The organism is Pseudomonas vancouverensis, assembly GCF_004348895.1.
GTDB lineage: Bacteria > Pseudomonadota > Gammaproteobacteria > Pseudomonadales > Pseudomonadaceae > Aquipseudomonas > Aquipseudomonas vancouverensis.
Genome location: NZ_RRZK01000028.1, coordinates 94699 through 112762 on the forward strand (window position 1 = coordinate 94699; position 18064 = coordinate 112762).

13 protein-coding genes are annotated in these 18064 nt (G+C 58.1%); 9 read left to right on the forward strand and 4 right to left on the reverse strand.

Annotated features, from left to right (window positions below; genetic code table 11):
* Nucleotides 1–78: 78 nt before the first annotated feature.
* On the reverse strand, nt 79–1872 hold the full coding sequence (locus EIY72_RS19535; RefSeq protein WP_162276437.1) for an ABC transporter transmembrane domain-containing protein: 1794 nt from the start codon (nt 1870–1872) through the stop codon (nt 79–81).
* A 250-nt stretch (nt 1873–2122) separates the two neighbouring features.
* Here EIY72_RS19535 and EIY72_RS19540 point away from each other — a divergent pair, with 250 nt between their 5' ends.
* On the forward strand, nt 2123–2302 hold the full coding sequence (locus EIY72_RS19540; RefSeq protein ID WP_093217711.1) for a PA1571 family protein: 180 nt from the start codon (nt 2123–2125) through the stop codon (nt 2300–2302).
* A 173-nt stretch (nt 2303–2475) separates the two neighbouring features.
* Here EIY72_RS19540 and pdxB read toward each other — a convergent pair whose 3' ends face one another.
* Nucleotides 2476–3618, reverse strand: a complete 1143-nt coding sequence (gene pdxB / locus EIY72_RS19545) for a 4-phosphoerythronate dehydrogenase PdxB (RefSeq protein ID WP_093217708.1) — start codon at nt 3616–3618, stop codon at nt 2476–2478.
* 179 nt (nt 3619–3797) lie between these two features.
* Between pdxB and EIY72_RS19550 the strand changes: the two genes are divergently transcribed.
* Nucleotides 3798–5207: an MATE family efflux transporter gene (locus tag EIY72_RS19550; RefSeq protein WP_093217705.1), complete on the forward strand. Its 1410-nt coding sequence runs from the start codon at nt 3798–3800 to the stop codon at nt 5205–5207.
* A 41-nt stretch (nt 5208–5248) separates the two neighbouring features.
* On the opposite strand, the gene tusA is transcribed toward EIY72_RS19550, so the two are convergent.
* On the reverse strand, nt 5249–5500 hold the full coding sequence (gene tusA / locus EIY72_RS19555) for a sulfurtransferase TusA (protein ID WP_093230375.1): 252 nt from the start codon (nt 5498–5500) through the stop codon (nt 5249–5251).
* Between the two features lie 202 nt (nt 5501–5702).
* Nucleotides 5703–6776, reverse strand: coding sequence for a 23S rRNA (cytidine(2498)-2'-O)-methyltransferase RlmM (rlmM, locus tag EIY72_RS19560; protein WP_093217702.1), 1074 nt, complete (start codon nt 6774–6776; stop codon nt 5703–5705).
* Between the two features lie 364 nt (nt 6777–7140).
* Here rlmM and acnA point away from each other — a divergent pair, with 364 nt between their 5' ends.
* The 7 genes from acnA (at nt 7141) to EIY72_RS19595 (ending at nt 18052) form a co-directional block, all read left to right on the forward strand.
* Entirely contained in the window at nt 7141–9882 is a 2742-nt protein-coding gene (acnA, locus tag EIY72_RS19565; RefSeq protein WP_093217699.1) for an aconitate hydratase AcnA, read from the forward strand.
* A gap of 179 nt (nt 9883–10061) precedes the next feature.
* The gene (locus EIY72_RS19570) at nt 10062–10850 is read left to right on the forward strand and encodes a CPBP family intramembrane glutamic endopeptidase (protein WP_093217696.1); all 789 of its coding nucleotides are present in this window, start codon (nt 10062–10064) and stop codon (nt 10848–10850) included.
* A gap of 216 nt (nt 10851–11066) precedes the next feature.
* A complete protein-coding gene (locus tag EIY72_RS19575; protein ID WP_093217693.1) occupies nt 11067–11501 on the forward strand; it encodes a low molecular weight protein-tyrosine-phosphatase in 435 nt (144 codons plus the stop codon).
* A 24-nt stretch (nt 11502–11525) separates the two neighbouring features.
* Complete coding sequence (locus tag EIY72_RS19580; protein WP_093217690.1) at nt 11526–13763, forward strand: polysaccharide biosynthesis tyrosine autokinase; 2238 nt, start codon at nt 11526–11528, stop codon at nt 13761–13763.
* Nucleotides 13764–13816: 53 nt separating this feature from the next.
* Nucleotides 13817–14323 (forward strand): transcription/translation regulatory transformer protein RfaH, encoded by a 507-nt coding sequence (gene rfaH, locus EIY72_RS19585; RefSeq protein ID WP_093217686.1) that lies wholly within the window; start codon nt 13817–13819, stop codon nt 14321–14323.
* Between the two features lie 631 nt (nt 14324–14954).
* Nucleotides 14955–16346 (forward strand): undecaprenyl-phosphate glucose phosphotransferase, encoded by a 1392-nt coding sequence (locus tag EIY72_RS19590; protein ID WP_093217683.1) that lies wholly within the window; start codon nt 14955–14957, stop codon nt 16344–16346.
* 167 nt (nt 16347–16513) lie between these two features.
* Entirely contained in the window at nt 16514–18052 is a 1539-nt protein-coding gene (locus EIY72_RS19595; protein WP_093217680.1) for an MATE family efflux transporter, read from the forward strand.
* Nucleotides 18053–18064 lie beyond the last annotated feature (12 nt).

Genomic DNA, 18064 nt, shown 5'->3' on the forward strand with positions numbered 1-18064 from the left:
GCCACAGGCTGCACGCATTAGTGGCTGCCAATAAAAATGCCCGCATCGAAAGATGCGGGCATTTTTATTGAGGTCGGCTTAATCGATTGCCTGTCCGGCAAGCGCATGCTGCCCATCACTGAACTGCAACGCCGCCAACCGCGCATACAACGCATTGTTGGCGATCAGCTCCTGATGGGTACCCACCGCCACCAGCTTGCCCTGATCCATCACGGCGATCCGGTCGGCGTTTTTCACGGTCGCCAGACGATGGGCAATCACCAGCGTGGTGCGGTTTTCCATCAGGCTGGGCAGCGCCTGCTGAATCAGATGCTCGCTCTGGGCATCAAGGGCGCTGGTGGCTTCATCGAGCAGCAGGATCGGCGCATCGACCAGCAGCGCCCGGGCGATCGCCAGACGCTGACGCTGACCGCCCGACAGGCCCAGGCCACCATCACCCAGATGGGTCTGATACCCCTTGGGCATCGCCTCGATGAAGTCATGGGCGTAGGCAATTTTTGCGGCTTCCTGAACTTGCGCCAGCGTCGCCTGCGGGTTGCCGTAGCGGATGTTGTCTTCGACACTGCCGAAAAACAGCGCCGGGGTTTGCGACACCAAGGCAAAGCAGCGACGCAGGTCCTGCGGATCGAGTTGAGTCAGTGGCACGCCGTCGAGCAGAATGCACCCCTCTGCCGGATCGTAGAATCGCAGCAACAGGTCATACACGGTCGACTTGCCTGCGCCTGACGGCCCGACCAGTGCCAGGGTCTCCCCGGCCTCGATGTTCAACGTCAGACCGTCAACGGCAAAGCTTTCGGGACGCGACGGATAGGAAAAGCGCACATCCTGGAGTTGCAGATTGCCTTTGACCCGTTCAGGCAAGGTCACACCGCCTGACGGTGGTGGCAGGATGATGTTCTCTGAACGCAGCAATTCGGCAATCCGTTCAGCCGCACCGGCCGCACGCTGCAGTTCGCCAATGACTTCGCTCAAGGTGCCGAACGCACTGCCGACGATCAGGCTATAGAACACAAACGCCGCCAACTCCCCCGCGGAAATTCGCCCGGCAATGACATCCATGCCTCCGACCCACAGCATCACGCCGACAGCTCCCAGCACCAGCACGATCACCAGGGTAATCAGCCAGGCGCGCTGGAAAATACGCTTGCGCGCCGTGTCGAATGCCTCTTCTACAGTCAGGGCAAACCGCCGCACATCCTGGGTCTGATGGTTATAGGCCTGCACGGTTTTGATCTGGCCCAGTGTTTCGGAAACATAACTGCCAATGTCGGCAATCCGGTCCTGGCTCAGCCGTGACAGATTGCGCACCCGACGACCGAAAATCAGGATCGGCGCGATGACCAGCGGCAAAGCCACTACCACTATGCTGGTGAGCTTGGGATTGGTGACGAACAGCAGGACGATCCCGCCGATCACCATCAACAGATTGCGCAGGAACAGTGACAGCGACGAGCCGATCACCGACTGCAACAAGGTGGTGTCCGCCGTCAGTCGCGACTGAATTTCGGAACTGCGGTTGTCCTCGTAGAAGCCGGGATGCAGGTAAATCAGGTGATTGAACACCTGGCGGCGGATGTCGGCGACACAGCGCTCGCCAATCCACGACACCAGGTAAAAGCGCGCAAATGTCCCGATGGCCAGCCCCATGACCAGCAGCATGAACAAACCGATGGACTGATTGAGCAGGTGCGGTGACTGGGTCATGAAACCGCGGTCCACCAGCAGGCGAATGCCCTGCCCCATGGACAAGGTGATGCCCGCAGTGACGATCAGCGCGAGCAAGGCGCCGAAGGCTTGCCAGCGATAGGGTGCGATGAATTGACTGGCCAGGCGAATCGCACGGCGGTGACGGGCAGAGAGCATCGTTATCATCCAGGACAGAAGCGGTCAGTGAGATCAGCTACATGATCAATGGGGTGGAACCCTGTGAATCACAATGAGTCAGGTTAATTATGACCACCAAGACTAGTGCCTAGAGAGTATTGGTCTAACGTTCAGGTAGCCACGTGATGGCATTTCTGGTGGACTGGTACTGCCCATCCGGAAAGATCGCAGGGAGATGTCACAGCCTGGTCACCTGGTGGTTCTACAGTAAGCACACAACCTGATGAGGAGACAGGCCATGTCCTTGCAACACCGCAGCAATGACAAGATTCAAGTGATCCGCACGCAGCCAAACCAGTCTCTGGGTTGCTCGATTATCGATGAACAGGGCCGCGAAGTACCGATCACTGAAGAGATGATCCAGAAAGCGTGTAGCGAACTGGAAAAGCGATTGGTCAAGCCTGCCGAACAAAAGTGATATAGCCAACGTCTTCCTGACCCGGCCCTGGTGAGCCGGGTTTTTTCTGCCTGCTGATCCGGTCCGGACCGCGTCGCGGCCATCGCGAGCAAGCTCGCTCCCACACCGGACCTATGCTGAACCGAAGATCCCTGTGGGAGCGAGCTTGCTCGCGATGGTGTCGCTTCGGTACATCAGACAACCGTCGCCCCCAGCGCCGCGACAATCTTCTGCAGTACCGGCGAATCCCCGTCAATCCGCACCTGCAAACCATCAATCTCCCGACGCGCAGGGTAGTTCTTGCGCAGCACATCAAAGGCCGCGCGCTGCTCGCTGACGCTGCCGACCAGGCTGCGCCGAAAGTCCGCGTCATCGCGACGAGGGTCGTACACGCCCCGGCACAACATCGCCAGTGACCAGGCGGGATCGCTGGCTGCATTCAAGGTCACCAGGGACAACCAGGGCGCCGGCAACAGATCGCTCAACTGGACCTGGGCCGGTTGCCCGAGAAACTCGCAATAAGCCTGATAGATCTGCGCCGTGCCGCGCTGCTTGCCGTCGAGGCTGTAACCGGCGATGTGCGGCGTCGCCAGCACGCACAACTCCGCCAGCGCCACGTCGACTTCCGGCTCGCCTTCCCAGACATCCAGCACTGCTTGCAAGTCTTCGCGCTCGAGCAACACCTCACGCAGCGCGGCATTGTTGACCACCGGCCCACGACTGGCGTTGATCAGCCAGGCGCCAATGCGCAGTTGCTTGAGGCGCTTCTCGTCAAACAAGTGCCAGGTCGACTGCTCGCCGCGCTTGGTCAAGGGCGTGTGCAGGCTGATGACATCGCATTGCTCGACGATCTGCTCCAGGCTGACGTAGTCGCCACCCTCGGCGGCCTGGCGTGGCGGATCGCAGACCAGCACCTTCCATCCCAGGCCTTGCAGAACCTTGACCAGGCGACCACCGACCTGACCGGCACCGACGACCCCGTAAGTGCGCTGCGTCAGATCGACACCTTCGATTTCCGCCAGGGTCAGCAGGCTGCCGAGCACATAGTCGACGACGCCACGGGCGTTACAGCCCGGCGCACTGGACCAGGTGATCCCGGCCTGTTGAAAGTAATCCAGATCCAGGTGATCAGTGCCGATGGTGCAGGTGCCGACAAAGCGCACCTTGCTGCCTTCGAGCAAGCCGCGATTCACGTTGGTCACCGAGCGCACCAGCAGCACGTCGGCCTGTTCGACGGTCGCGCGGTCGATGGAACGCCCCGGCACCCGGCGGATTTCACCGAAACCTTCGAAGAAGGCGTCGAGCAGAGGGATGTTTTCATCGGCAACAATCAGCATGGCAGGCTCCTTTGGCGGATCGGCAGTGTAGGCGCAGATGTGCATCGGGAGCCAGCAGGCAATGCGCTAGCGCCTTGGGGCGAGACGATTACAAATCCGCAACACGGGTCTTTTCCTGACTGGCGCGTCAACGCGTAGAATGCGCGCCTGTGCAACATCACACTCTGGACGTTCCGCCCTTGAATTCTGCAACTGAAAACACTCTCGCCAGCGCCCCTGCGCGCACCACGCCGGTACGCGTGGAGCTAAAAGGCCTGCTCGGCCTGGCGCTGCCGATCATGGTCGCGCAACTGGCCACCACCGCCATGGGCTTCGTCGATGCGGTGATGGCTGGCCGCGTCAGCCCTCGGGACCTGGCGTCGGTGGCCTTGGGCAACTCGATCTGGATTCCGGTCTACCTGTTGATGACTGGCGTGTTGCTGGCCACCACGCCCAAGGTTGCGCAACGTTTTGGCGCCGGATTGTTCGAGCAGATCGGCCCATTGGTGCGTCAAGCCCTGTGGCTCGCCCTGTGTGTCGGCCTGATCGGCAGCGGCCTGCTGCTCGGCGCCGAGCCGATCCTGCACTGGATGAAAGTCGATCCGCTGTTGATCGAGCCGAGCATGGGCTACCTGCACGGCATCGCCTTCGGCTTCCCGGGCATGGCGTTCTATTACGTCCTGCGTTGCTACAGCGATGGCATGGGCCGCACGCGCCCGAGCATGGTGATCGGCCTGCTCGGCCTGCTGCTGAACATCCCGTTGAACTACGCGTTGATCTACGGCCATTTCGGCGCGCCAGCCCTGGGCGGAGTCGGCTGCGGCTGGGCCAGCGGCATCGTGATGTGGTTCATGGCGCTGAGCATGGCGGCCTGGACATTCTGGGCGCCCTTCTATGCGCGCACCCGTGTGCTGGTGCGCTTCGACCGTCCGAAGTGGGCCGAGATCAAGCGTATTGTCAGCATTGGCCTGCCGATCGGCATCGCGGTGTTCGCCGAGTCGAGCATCTTCGCCGTCATCGCCCTGTTGATCGGCAGCCTCGGCTCGACCGTGGTCGCCGGGCATCAGATCGCCCTGAACATCAGCTCGCTGCTGTTCATGATCCCCTACTCCCTGGGCATGGCCGTAACCGTACGGGTTGGCCAGGCATTGGGGGCCGGCAATCCTTATCAGGCACGTTTTGCGGCGAAGGTCGGGCTGGGCGCGGCGCTGCTGTTCGCGGCGTTCTCGGCGACCCTGATCCTGTGCCTGCGTGAACCCATCGCCTCGATCTACACGCCAGACAAAAACGTGATCCAGATTGCCTCGATGCTGATCGTCTACGCGGCGCTGTACCAGTTCTCCGATGCCATCCAGGTGATTTGTGCAGGCGCGTTGCGCGGTTACCAGGACACGCGGGTGACGATGATCCTGACCTTGTTCGCCTATTGGGGTATCGGCCTGCCGGTCGGTTATGTACTGGGCCTGACCGACTGGTTCGGCCCGGCCAGCGGTCCGAGCGGACTGTGGGAAGGCTTGATTGCCGGTTTGAGTTGCGCGGCGCTGATGCTGTCGATTCGCCTGACGCGCAGTGCGCGCAAACGGATTCGGCTGAGTCACACGGCGGGTTGATGAGACAAACAAAAAGACCTGCCATGTGCAGGTCTTTTTGTTTAACCGGACTTCTTGCGAATCCAGTAGAGGTAGGTGCCCGCCTCTTCGTGCTGCCCGACCAGTTCATGATCAAGGAATACACAGAACTTGGGGATGTCGCGACGGGTCGACGGGTCGGTGGCGATCACCTTGAGCAAGCCGCCGGGCACCAGGTCACGGATGTGCTGGTGCAACATCATCACCGGCTCCGGGCAGTTGAGGCCGGTGGCGTCGAGGGTGCCGTCTACCGGCGTATCTAGCATTTCACTCATGATGGACTCCTGAAACTGACCGGCATTGTCGCGCATTGCCGGGTTTGTGGCGAGGGAGCTTGCTCCCGCTCGGCGGCGAAGCCGTCGCAAAACCTGTGTATCGGGTGTGTCAGACACAAGCCATAGCTATACGCTGACGTTAGGGCCGCTTCGCAGCCCAGCGGGAGCAAGCTCCCTCGCCACAAAAAGCCATGGATGGGTATCAGCGGGACTTGGGCTTCTTCACGTCCAGGCGACGCAGATGGCAGGTCACTTCCTCGCGGTCGTGATACAGCTGCTTGCAACCGATCTCGACCCGAATACCCCGCGCCTTGAAGCCGTCGGCGATGCGTTCCAGCAGGCGTTTCACTTCGGCATAACGCTGCTTCATCGGCAACTTCAGATTGACCACCGCCTCGCGGCAATGCCCCTCGCCGATCCACTCCTCGAGCATTGCCGCGTTGCGTGCCGGTTTCTCGACGATGTCGCAGACCATCCAGTCCACCGGCTGCTTGGGCTTGAAGGTAAAGCCGTCAGCCATCAAGTGCTGGACCAGACCGGTGTCCATCAGGCTTTCGGCCATCGGGCCGTTGTCGATGGCGGTGACCAGCATGCCGCGGTTGACCAGTTGCCAGGTCCAACCGCCGGGCGCAGCGCCCAGATCGACACCGGTCATGTCGCTGTGCAAACGCTCGTCCCACTGATCACGCGGGATAAAGTGGTGCCAGGCCTCTTCGAGCTTGAGGGTCGAGCGGCTCGGCGCCTCGCGGGGAAACTTCAGGCGCGGGATGCCCATTGGCCACATTGCCGAGTTGTTCGACTCCGCCAGCCCGAGGAACACTTCGCGACCGCTTTTGAAGGTCAGCAGCAAGCGTGGCTTGCTGGCGTCGTCCACCAGCTTGCCGGCAGCCATCAGCGCCTTGCGCAGGTGCACTTCGAATTTCTTGCAGAAGTTCGACAGTTCCTTGCCATCGTTGGTGTCGACCATTTCCAGCCACAGGCTGCCACACAGCGGGAAGTCCGCCATGTTGGCGAGGATCACGCTGATGCGATCGGTCTCAGGCAGATCGATGAAAAAGCCCCGAGCCCACTGGCGCGGAAAAATCAGTTCGGCAAAACGCTGCCCACGCATCAGGCGCTCGGCGCCGTCTTCTTCGGTGCAGACAAATTCGGCGCAGGCAGTCGCGGCCTTGGCCTTGGCATAACCAGCCACGTTCAACTGCGCCGCCAGGTCGGAAATCTCGGAACAGACTTCGCCTTCGAAGCCCGGCCGGCAATGCATAAAAAGGGTGTTCATTCTTACTCCTGGGCAAGGGCGAGGAATTCAGCCATTGCGCGATGCGAAGGCTTGCGCTGAAGCAAAGCCTGTCACGAAAACCCGCGCATGATAGCCGACTTCGGAACCTTGGACTTGCCGATAGAGTCCAGTTATTAGCCAGCTACCTAAAACAGGGCTAGTTTAAATGCTCTGCCTGTCCCCTCAGTCCGTAGCCGTGCGGACTTGACCAGGCTGTTTGAAAACGTAGCGAGCGAAAGCAAGACAAGGCAAAAACAGGCGAGGAAGCGGAGTTTACGGGTTGTAAATGAGCATTCCGAGCCTGTTTTTAACGAAGGATTGCTGAGCGCAGTAGTTTTCAAACAGCCTGCAAGGAGTGATCGTAATGCCATCCGTCAATAGTCTGAATACCCTTAAAACTCTGCAAGTCGGCGACAAGACCTATCACTACTTCAGTCTGCCCGATGCCGCCAAGAGTCTTGGCGAGCTGGACAAGCTGCCGATGTCGCTGAAAGTCCTGCTGGAAAACCTGCTGCGCTGGGAAGATGAAAAAACCGTCACCGGCGCCGACCTCAAGGCGCTGGCCGCGTGGCTCAAGGAGCGTCGCTCCGACCGCGAAATCCAGTACCGCCCGGCGCGGGTGCTGATGCAGGATTTCACCGGCGTGCCGGCGGTGGTCGACCTGGCCGCCATGCGTGCGGCGATGGCCAAGGCCGGTGGCGATCCGCAGCGGATCAATCCGCTGTCTCCAGTGGACCTGGTGATCGACCACTCGGTGATGGTCGACAAGTTCGCCAGCAGCAGCGCCTTCGAACAGAACGTCGACATCGAAATGCAGCGCAACGGTGAGCGCTATGCGTTCCTGCGCTGGGGCCAGAGTGCTTTCGACAACTTCAGCGTGGTGCCACCGGGGACCGGCATCTGCCACCAGGTAAACCTGGAATACCTCGGTCGTACCGTTTGGACCAAGGATGAGGATGGCCGCACCTACGCCTTCCCCGACACACTGGTCGGCACCGATTCCCACACCACCATGATCAACGGCCTCGGCGTACTCGGCTGGGGCGTTGGCGGTATCGAGGCGGAAGCGGCCATGCTCGGGCAACCGGTGTCGATGCTGATTCCGGAAGTGATCGGCTTCAAACTCACCGGCAAGCTCAAGGAAGGTATCACCGCCACCGACCTGGTGTTGACGGTCACTCAAATGCTGCGCAAGAAAGGCGTGGTGGGCAAATTCGTCGAGTTCTATGGCGACGGCCTCGCCGACCTGCCACTGGCCGACCGCGCGACCATTGCCAACATGGCCCCGGAATACGGCGCAACCTGCGGCTTTTTCCCGGTGGACGAGGTGACCCTGGAATACCTGCGCCTGTCCGGCCGCCCCAGCGACACCGTAAAACTGGTCGAGGCCTACAGCAAGGCCCAAGGCCTGTGGCGCCTGCCCGGCCAGGAGCCGGTGTTCACCGACAGCCTCGCGCTGGACATGGGCAGCGTCGAAGCCAGCCTTGCCGGACCTAAACGCCCGCAAGACCGGGTGGCATTGCCCAGCGTCGCCCAGGCCTTCAGCGATTTCATCGATCTGCAATTCAAACCGACCAGCAAGGAAGAAGGTCGTCTGGAAAGTGAAGGCGGCGGCGGTGTCGCGGTCGGCAATGCCGACCTCGCCGGTGAAGCCAGCTACGAGCATGAAGGTCAGTCTCATCCTTTGAAACATGGTGCGGTGGTCATCGCCGCGATCACCTCCTGCACCAACACCTCCAACCCCAGCGTGATGATGGCCGCCGGGCTGGTGGCGAAAAAAGCCGTGGAAAAAGGCCTCAAGCGCAAGCCCTGGGTGAAGAGTTCACTGGCGCCCGGTTCGAAAGTGGTCACCGACTACTACAAGGCGGCCGGCCTGACGAAGTACCTCGATGAATTGGGCTTCGCCCTGGTCGGGTATGGCTGCACCACCTGCATCGGCAACTCGGGTCCGCTGCCGGAACCGATCGAAAAAGCCATCCAGGCCGCCGACCTCACTGTCGCCTCGGTGCTGTCGGGCAACCGCAACTTCGAAGGCCGGGTGCACCCGCTGGTGAAAACCAACTGGCTGGCCTCGCCGCCGCTGGTGGTCGCCTATGCGCTGGCCGGCACGGTACGCACCGACCTCAGCCGCGAACCGCTGGGCGAGGACCCACACGGCAAACCGGTCTACCTGCGGGACATCTGGCCCAGCAGCCAGGAAATCGCCGATGCGGTGAATCAGGTCAACACGTCTATGTTCCACAAGGAATACGCCGAAGTCTTTGCCGGTGACGAACAATGGCAAGCCATCGAGGTGCCGCAAGCGGCGACTTATGTCTGGCAGGATGACTCGACTTACATCCAGCACCCACCGTTCTTCGACGACATCGACGGGCCACCACCGGTGGTCAAGGACGTTGCCGGCGCGCGGGTCCTCGCACTGCTCGGCGACTCGGTGACCACCGACCACATCTCCCCGGCCGGCAACATCAAGGCCGACAGCCCGGCAGGCCAGTACCTGCGCGACAAAGGCGTGGAACCAAAAGACTTCAACTCCTACGGCTCGCGGCGCGGCAACCATGAAGTGATGATGCGTGGCACCTTCGCCAACATCCGCATTCGCAACGAAATGCTTGGCGGCGAAGAAGGCGGCAACACTTACTACATCCCGACCATGGAAAAAATGCCGATCTACGACGCGGCCATGCGCTACCAGGCATCGGGGACGCCGCTGGTGGTGATTGCCGGCCAGGAATACGGCACCGGCTCCAGCCGCGACTGGGCCGCCAAGGGCACCAACCTGCTCGGCGTCAAAGCGGTGATCGCCGAGAGTTTCGAGCGGATTCACCGCTCCAACCTCGTCGGCATGGGTGTTTTGCCGTTGCAGTTCAAGCTGGACCAGAACCGCAAGAGCCTCAACCTCAAGGGCACGGAAAGTATCGACATCCTCGGCCTGAGTGGCGTCGAGCTGACACCGCGAATGAACCTGACACTGGTCATTACCCGCGAGGACGGCAGCCGCGAGAAAATCGAAGTGCTGTGCCGGATCGATACACTCAATGAAGTCGAGTACTTCAAATCCGGAGGGATCCTGCATTACGTGTTGCGACAATTGATTGCGTCCTGACAGAAAAGGACACAGAGACACCGCCTTCGGGCGGTGTTTTTGTCTGGCTTGCCAATCCCCCGCAACGCGCTACCTTGTTCGCAATAAAGACATAAGTTTCAATATTGTGACCGGTAGTCGGTAAGCTATTGTCGGCAGGAGTCCTTCCTGCCCGCACCTTTCAAACTCAAGGATTTGCAATGTTCGCCCTGCCATGGACGTTTCTGGCGCTGCTCTCTCTCGGCTACGGTTTGGCACTGACGCACGGCCATCTCGGCTGGCTCGCCGCGCTGTCTATTTTGTTACTAGCTGTTGCCGGGGTCGCAGTCCGGCAAACCTGCATCCCTGTCGTGCGCTATCTCGGGCACGCCTTGTTCATCTTCCTTGCCTTGTCCCTGGCCTTGCATTGGTTACCCGGCTTCTACAACGGTCGCGGCATCGAAATGCAACGTTTCAGCGCCAACGCCCTGGCGTATTCCATGCACCTGAACCTGGACAAGCCGCTGATCGGCTTTTGGCTATTGCTGGTTTGCCCGTGGATCGTTGGCCGCCGCTCACTTCGCCAGTCCTTGTCCGCAACTGCTTTAGCGTTGCCCCTAAGCGCCGTGCTCGCGCTGGGTGGTGCGCTGATCCTGGGCGTGATCGCCTGGGCACCGAAATGGCCGGATCAAGCCTGGTTGTGGTTGCTGAACAATCTGCTGCTGGTGACCCTGGTCGAAGAAGCACTGTTTCGCGGTTACATCCAGGGTGGCCTGGCCCGACTGCTGAAAAACCTGCCCCACAGCGAGAACCTCGCCCTGTTGCTGGCATCACTGATTTTCGGCCTGGCGCATGTCGGCGCCGGCGGGCAGTGGGTGCTGCTGGCCACGCTCGCCGGCATCGGTTACGGCCTGGCCTACCGCTACGGCGGGCTGGCTGCGGCGGTGGCGACGCACTTCGGTTTGAACCTGCTGCACTTCGGGCTATTCACTTATCCCATGGCCGCCTGACCAGCGGGTCAAGGTAAACAGGCGTATGACAGAAAGTGACGACCGAGCCTTGACCCTCCCCCCCTACGCCACTAGAGTGCACGCTTTTAAAAATGGCCCCGGCGGCAATGATGCTCCGGAGAGTGCCGTACTGTTGCGCTGGAACGGAATCCACACCCCCCTCCCTTCCTGCTGCCTGTGCGGTCATCACAGATATCGCAACCAGCGCAGCCCCCTATGTTCAATAAAATCCTGGTCGTATGCATCGGCAACATCTGCCGCAGCCCCACCGTTGAAGCCTTGCTCAAAAGCAAAGTGGCCGCGCGTGGCATCGACGTGAGTTCCGCGGGCCTCGGCGCCCTGGTCGACAAACCCATGGACAGCACCGCGCTGGAAGTACTGCGCGAGCATGGCGGCGACCATCCGGACCACAAAGCCCGACAATTGACTCGAGAAATGCTGCAACAGGCCGATGTAGTCCTGACCATGGAACAGCGCCACATCGACGCTATCGCGCGCATGGCCCCGGAAGTGCGCGGCAAGACGTTCCTGCTGGGCAAATGGCAGAACAATCAGGAAATTCCCGACCCGTATCGCCAACAGAAGGTCGCCTTCGAACACGTCTACCAACTGATGACGCAAGGCGTCGACAGCTGGTCGCAAAAACTATAATCACCCCTTGTAAAAGTACCCCGCATGCAAAGCCCAAACAGCCTCCCCATCCAGGAACACCGCGACGACGATGACGACATCGATCTGCTCGCTCTTTTCGGCACCTTGATCGATAGCAAGTGGATCATCGTCGGCATCACCGCGTTCTTTTGCGCGGTGGGTGTTGCGTATGCCGTGTTGTCGACGCCGGTTTACCAGGCGAATGCGTTGGTGCAGGTGGAGCAGAAGAAGGGTGGGATGGCGGCGCTTGGCGGTATGGCCGAGATGAGCGAGATGTTCGGGGGCACTTCTCCGGCGGTGACCGAGATCGAGCTGCTGAAATCCCGGGCGGTGCTGGGCAAGGCTGTGGAGAATCTCAAGCTCGACATTATTATCGAGCCGAATTACTTCCCAGTGATTGGTCACTTTCTGAGCCGACGCTTTGAACCTGTCAGCGAGAACGAAGTGGCCTCGCCAATGCTCGGCATGAACAGCTTCACCTGGGGCGGGGAAAAACTGGATATTTTCCAGCTGGAAGTGCCGGATGCCTACCTGGGTAAAAAACTGACGCTACGTGCCGAAGGCAATAACGCTTTCACCCTGCTCAATGATGAAGATGAAGTGCTGCTGCATGGCCAGGCGGGTGAGAAACTCGAGCAGAATGGGTTCAAGCTGCAAGTATCCACGCTCAATGCCAATGCAGGCGCACTGTTCAATGTAACCAAGCAACGTCGCCTGAATACTATTTTGCAGTATCAGGATGACGTAACCGCAGCAGAACGCGGCAAAGAGTCCGGCATCATTGCCCTTTCGCTGGAAAACGAAGATCCCGATCTGGCAAACAAAGTGCTGGACGAGATCAACCGCTTGTATGTCCTGCAGAACGTACAGCGCAACTCTGCCGAAGCCGCACAGAGCCTTGAATTCCTGCGCACCCAGCTCCCGGATGTACGCAAGCAGCTGGAGAAAGCCGAGGGTCAGTTCAACCAGTATCAGAGCAGCGCTCGATCGGTGGACATCACCATCGAAACCAAAGCCGTGCTCGATCAGATCGTAGCCCTGGAAACTGCCATTTCGGAACTAAAGCTCAAACAAGCCGAAATGGAGCATCGCTTCACTCGTGAACACCCGTCCTACCAGGCGCTGATGACCCAGATGGGTCAACTGGATGCGCAAAAACGCGGTCTGGAGAAAAAGGTCAAGAACCTGCCGGAAACCCAGCAGGAACTGTTGCGTCTGACTCGCGACATGCAAGTCACCACCGACATCTACACGCAATTGCTGAACAAGACCCAGGAACTGGACATCGTCCGTGCCGGCACCGTCGGCAACGTACGCATCATCGATTCCTCGGACGCCAACATCGAGAAACCGGTCAAACCGAAAAAAGCGCTGATCGTACTGATCGCCACCCTGCTCGGCGGGCTGCTTGCCGTGGCTTTCGTACTGGTCCGCAAGGCGATGAATCGCGGCGTCGAAGACCCTGAAGTCATCGAACAGCTCGGTATTCCGGTATACGCCTCGATCCCTCTCAGCAAGGGCCAATCCCTGATTGAAGGCACGCTGAAAGGCAAGGGACGTGAAGTGAGCGGCTCCCTGCTCCTGGCCGTCAACAACCCCGCCGACCTCGCCGTGGAATCGTTGCGCAGCCTGCGTACCAGCCTGCACTTCGCCACCTTGGAAGCGAAAAACAACATCCTGATGATCTCCGGCCCAAGCCCGGCCGTAGGTAAATCCTTCGTTTCGAGCAACCTGGCCGCCATCATTGCCCAGACCGGGCAGAAGGTCCTGCTGGTCGACGCCGACATGCGCAAAGGCTACCTGAACAAGATGTTCCGCATGGACGTCAACAACGGTTTGTCCGATCTGCTGGCGGGCAAGATTGACCTGAACAAGGCCACCCGCACCACCGAAGTGGACAACCTGCACGTCATCACCCGCGGACAGATTCCACCGAACCCGTCGGAGCTGCTGATGCACAGCAACTTCACCCAGTTCCTGGAACAAACCAGCAGCCAGTACGACGTGGTGATCATCGACACCCCACCGATCCTGGCAGTAACCGACGCCGCACTGGTTGGCCGTCAAGCCGGCACCAGCCTGATCGTGACCCGCTTTGGCGTCAACGCCGCCAAGGAAATCGCCGTGACCAAACGCCGTTTCGAACAGAATGGCATCATGGTCAAAGGTGCGATCTTCAACGCCGTTGAGCGCAAGGCATCGGCCTACGGATACGGCAGCTACAGCTACTACCAGTACGAATACGCTTCAGACAAAAAGTGACACCGGACATCAGGGCAGCGCCGCTGCCCTGATCACCCATGAGAGCCCTCGACATGCCTCGTCCACACCCGCCCCCACGCTGGTACCTGATCCAGTGCAAACCCCGGCAGGATGCTCGCGCCGAAGAAAACCTGATGCGCCAGGGATTCACCTGCTACCGCCCCACCCAGCAAGTCGAACGCCTGCAACGCGGTCGCCGCAGCGTCACGATAGAATCACTGTTCCCCGGCTACCTGTTCATCCAACTCGACCAGCTCAACGACAACTGGCTGCCGATCCGCTCCACCCGCGGCGTCAACCAACTGGTGACTTTCGGCAAACAACCGATCGCCGTAGCCGATGACCTGATCGAACAATTGCAACAGCAGCTTTGCGAAAACCCTGTCGAGTCAACCGCCTTCGAACCTGGCGACCGGGTGCGCATCAACAGCGGCAGCTACAAGGAACTGGAGGCCATTTTCCTCGCCCGAGACGGCACCGAACGCATACTCATCCTGCTCCAGTTGCTGCACCGGGAACACACCCTCAGCGTCCCCATCGACGCGATAGAAAAAACCTGACTTCGCGCCCAGTTTTGCTCACCTAAAATAATAAAAACAAACACCCCTTTTTTGGCCCGCAAGCGGTAATACCACTTGCAAAGTTCAGCTGTGCCCGAATCACTTCCAATCCAACGGCAAACAGCTGTGACCGGCCGGTCGCAGAGCATCAAAAATTGGATCCATCCTACAAATCTACCTTCATCTTTTCCCACAAACTCAGTAGAATGCGCCCTCGGCTGAGGCTCACACCCTCATTCCGGCAGGATGCCTTGCCCAGCCCCCGCTGTGCAGCAGTCAAGGAACAGACGCCTAGCCCTCTGCTTGCCCTTACCGAGCTATTGCTCGGCCTGCCTGATTGACCCTCATCCCCCAAACTAGCAAATAGCCATCGCTCGCGCATACGGCTCATACGTCGCACCCACGGCGCACGTTCTCAGGAAATTGACTGTCAATCCTGGGGCGGTAGCGTGCCCAAAACCTTGATATTGGCCAAGGCGAGTGCTTCCCCACCACGGACATGGGGAACGCCACGACACAGACCGGTTTGTGCCTGAGGCTCAAACAGTAACTTAAGCGGCCCGGGGCAAACGCTTCGGGCAGCGGGCATGGCCAGGAAGGCCATGTCCAAATCGATGCAAGGGACATTATTGTGATTCGCAAGCGCAACAACACGCTACCAGCAGCTCGCGGCCTGACGTTCTGGGCCCAATGGCTGGCAGCGATCTCAGTGCTCATCCTTCTCCTCTGCGCACTGGCAACAATGAAAACCGGGGAAGTCGAGGCCCACTACCGAATACTGGCCGCGTTCATGCTGCTGGGTTCGGTGCCCTCCTACTCGATGATGAAGGTTTACCACAAGCAACACGGTTACCTGGTAGGACTCGGCCGCCTTTTGGCCGGCTGGCTCGCGCTGCTCTGCGGCCTGACCGTCGTCGCCTTCGTCACCAAGACCAGCGAGCTGTTTTCCCGGGAAGTCATCATCACCCTTGCCTTCGCCGGTTTCGCGCTTCAAGCCTGTCTCTACGTGCCGCTGCACAACCTTTCCCGTCGCTATCAGCAGAAGCTGCAAGCTGCTCGCACCTCCCTGATTATCGGCACCGGCGACTTCGCTCTCGAACTCGCCGACAAACTGGTGCGCAAACGCAACGAGCCGTTACTGGGCCTGGTCGCTGCAAACGACCACCCTGCCCCCAGCAATGGTCTCTACCCGGTCATCGGCAACCTCGCCCACTTGCGCGACCTGATCGCCACTCATAAGATCCGGCGGCTCTACATCGCCCTGCCGCTGACCGAAGCCGAACAGATCGAAGGCCTCTATATCGACCTGCTGGACTCCAGTGTCGATGTCATCTGGACCCCCGACCTGCAAAGCCTGATCCTGCTCAACCACTCGGTCTCCGATATCGAAGGCCTGCCGGCTATTCACTTGAATGAAAGCCCGCTGACCTCCTACCCAACCGCGGCTTTTTCCAAAGCCGTACTGGATCGAACTGTTGCGCTGCTGGCAATCATCCTGCTCTGCCCCGTGCTGCTGGCCACCGCTATTGCCGTGAAGTGCTCATCCCCAGGCCCGATCCTGTTCAAACAGAAACGCCATGGCTGGAACGGCAAGATCATCAAGGTCTGGAAGTTCCGCTCCATGCGCGTACACGACGACGCCGAAGTCAAACAAGCCAGTCGCGACGACCCTCGCATTACTCGGGTCGGCCAGTTCATTCGCCGCACATCTCTGGACGAACTGCCTCAGTTGTTCAACGCCTTGCAAGGTCGCATGTCCTTAGTGGGGCCCCGCCCTCATGCTCTCGCGCATAACGATTACTACACCGGCAAGATCGACGCCTATATGGCTCGACACCGGATCAAACCGGGGATCACTGGATTGGCTCAGATCAGTGGTTATCGTGGGGAGACGGAGACGATCGACAAGATGGAAAAGCGGGTAGAGCTGGATCTTGCGTACATCAATAACTGGTCGCTGTGGCTGGATATCAAGATTTTGATCAAGACGCCTTTTACGCTGTTATCCAAAGAGATTTACTGAGCCAACAATGCCTCAGTGGAAGCTCAATGCCTAGCAACGCGGTTGATATAAAAAAGAGACATCCAACAACATGGAAGCGAAACCAGCACCTCGAATGCCGGACATATCAACGTATTCAAAAAAAATAGATGCGTGCCGACCTCACAGGCAGCTTTCTGAGAGGTTAGATGCAAGCCAATAACTATAAGCGAATTTTAAAGAACGCCGTCTTTCTATACTTCAGAATGCTACTGACCATGGCGGTCACGCTATACACCTCACGTGTAGTACTCAATACGCTAGGTGTGGAGGATTTTGGAATTTACCATTTGGTAGGCGGTTTCGTTACGATGCTGGGATTTCTACATGGAGCAATGTCCTCAGCAACACAACGATTCCTATCATTTGAAGTTGGAAAACCAGGTGCATTAGACACTTCAAAAGTGTTCAGTATGAGCATGAATATTCATCTGCTCATAGCAGCAACAATCTTCATAGCGGGCGAAACAATAGGCCTTTGGTTTGTAAGCACCCAACTGACAATCTCTGCTGAGCGCATGGACGCTGCCCAATGGGTTTATCAGCTTTCATTGCTCGCATTTCTAGTAACAGTGATTAGCGTGCCATATAACGCAATCATCATTGCCCATGAGCGAATGAGCGCATTTGCATGGGTCAGCATTGTAGACGCGCTGCTCAAACTATTAATCGCCCTCACGCTGGCCTGGTTTGGTTCTGATTATTTAATTACTTATGCAGCGATGACCCTATTAGTAGTCAGCTTGACTACAACAGCATACAAACTATACTGCACCAAAGCATTTCCCGATTCTAGATTTCAATTATATTGGAACCCCTCGCTTTTCAAAACCATGCTCTCCTACTCCGGCTGGAATATGTGGGGCAATGCAGCTGCCGTATTGGGAAATCAAGGTGTAAACGTTATCCTCAATATATTTTTTGGCCCCGCCGTTAACGCCGCAAGAGCAATAACATTTCAAATCAGCAATGCCATGAATAGTCTTGTACAAAACCTTCAAATCGCCGCAAACCCACAAATCATAAAGTCCTATGCGGTCGGCGATTTTGATTACATGCATAAGCTTATTTACTACGGATCAAAATACAACTTCTTCCTGCTCTTATTCTTCGCACTACCTGTAATCATTGAAATAGATTTGTTTTTAAACACCTGGCTAACATCTGTGCCTGAGCATACTGGAATATTTGTTCAGCTAGCATTGACTGCAATTATGATCGATAGCATTTCCGCACCTCTCATAACCGCAGCTCAAGCGACAGGAAAAATAAAATTATATCAAACCGTGGTAGGCGGAATACTGCTTTTAAATCTGCCAGCATCATACATACTACTGGATGCAGGCAGTTCTCCACGCGTTGTATTTTTCGTGAGCATCGCACTTTCGATTGCCAGCCTCATTGCTAGGCTTATCATTCTAAAATCACTCATAAATTTATCCACGGAGCGTTTTATATCGTTTGTACTGGTACGCACTGCCAGTGTTGGCTTGAGCGCTTCGACAATAGCATTTCTAATTAAATACACGCTGCAAGAGAGCACAAACAATTTCTGCATAATATCCTTGTCCATCATATCAACGACACTCTGCATTTATTTCGTCGGATTAGCCAAAGAAGAACGACATCAACTATTCAAGCTCGCGCGACGCCTCAACACCCTACGCGTGCAAATAAAAAATCCATAAGTATTCAACGAC

What these genes read in the sequence shown, in the direction of transcription:
- EIY72_RS19535 (WP_162276437.1), bottom strand. Translation starts at nt 1,872, where the DNA reads ATGATAACGATGCTCTCTGCCCGTCACCGCCGTGCGATTCGCCTGGCC.
- EIY72_RS19540 (WP_093217711.1), top strand. Translation starts at nt 2,123, where the DNA reads ATGTCCTTGCAACACCGCAGCAATGACAAGATTCAAGTGATCCGCACG.
- pdxB (WP_093217708.1), bottom strand. Translation starts at nt 3,618, where the DNA reads ATGCTGATTGTTGCCGATGAAAACATCCCTCTGCTCGACGCCTTCTTC.
- tusA (WP_093230375.1), bottom strand. Translation starts at nt 5,500, where the DNA reads ATGAGTGAAATGCTAGATACGCCGGTAGACGGCACCCTCGACGCCACC.
- rlmM (WP_093217702.1), bottom strand. Translation starts at nt 6,776, where the DNA reads ATGAACACCCTTTTTATGCATTGCCGGCCGGGCTTCGAAGGCGAAGTC.
- acnA (WP_093217699.1), top strand. Translation starts at nt 7,141, where the DNA reads ATGCCATCCGTCAATAGTCTGAATACCCTTAAAACTCTGCAAGTCGGC.
- EIY72_RS19570 (WP_093217696.1), top strand. Translation starts at nt 10,062, where the DNA reads ATGTTCGCCCTGCCATGGACGTTTCTGGCGCTGCTCTCTCTCGGCTAC.
- EIY72_RS19575 (WP_093217693.1), top strand. Translation starts at nt 11,067, where the DNA reads ATGTTCAATAAAATCCTGGTCGTATGCATCGGCAACATCTGCCGCAGC.
- EIY72_RS19580 (WP_093217690.1), top strand. Translation starts at nt 11,526, where the DNA reads ATGCAAAGCCCAAACAGCCTCCCCATCCAGGAACACCGCGACGACGAT.
- rfaH (WP_093217686.1), top strand. Translation starts at nt 13,817, where the DNA reads ATGCCTCGTCCACACCCGCCCCCACGCTGGTACCTGATCCAGTGCAAA.
- EIY72_RS19595 (WP_093217680.1), top strand. Translation starts at nt 16,514, where the DNA reads ATGCAAGCCAATAACTATAAGCGAATTTTAAAGAACGCCGTCTTTCTA.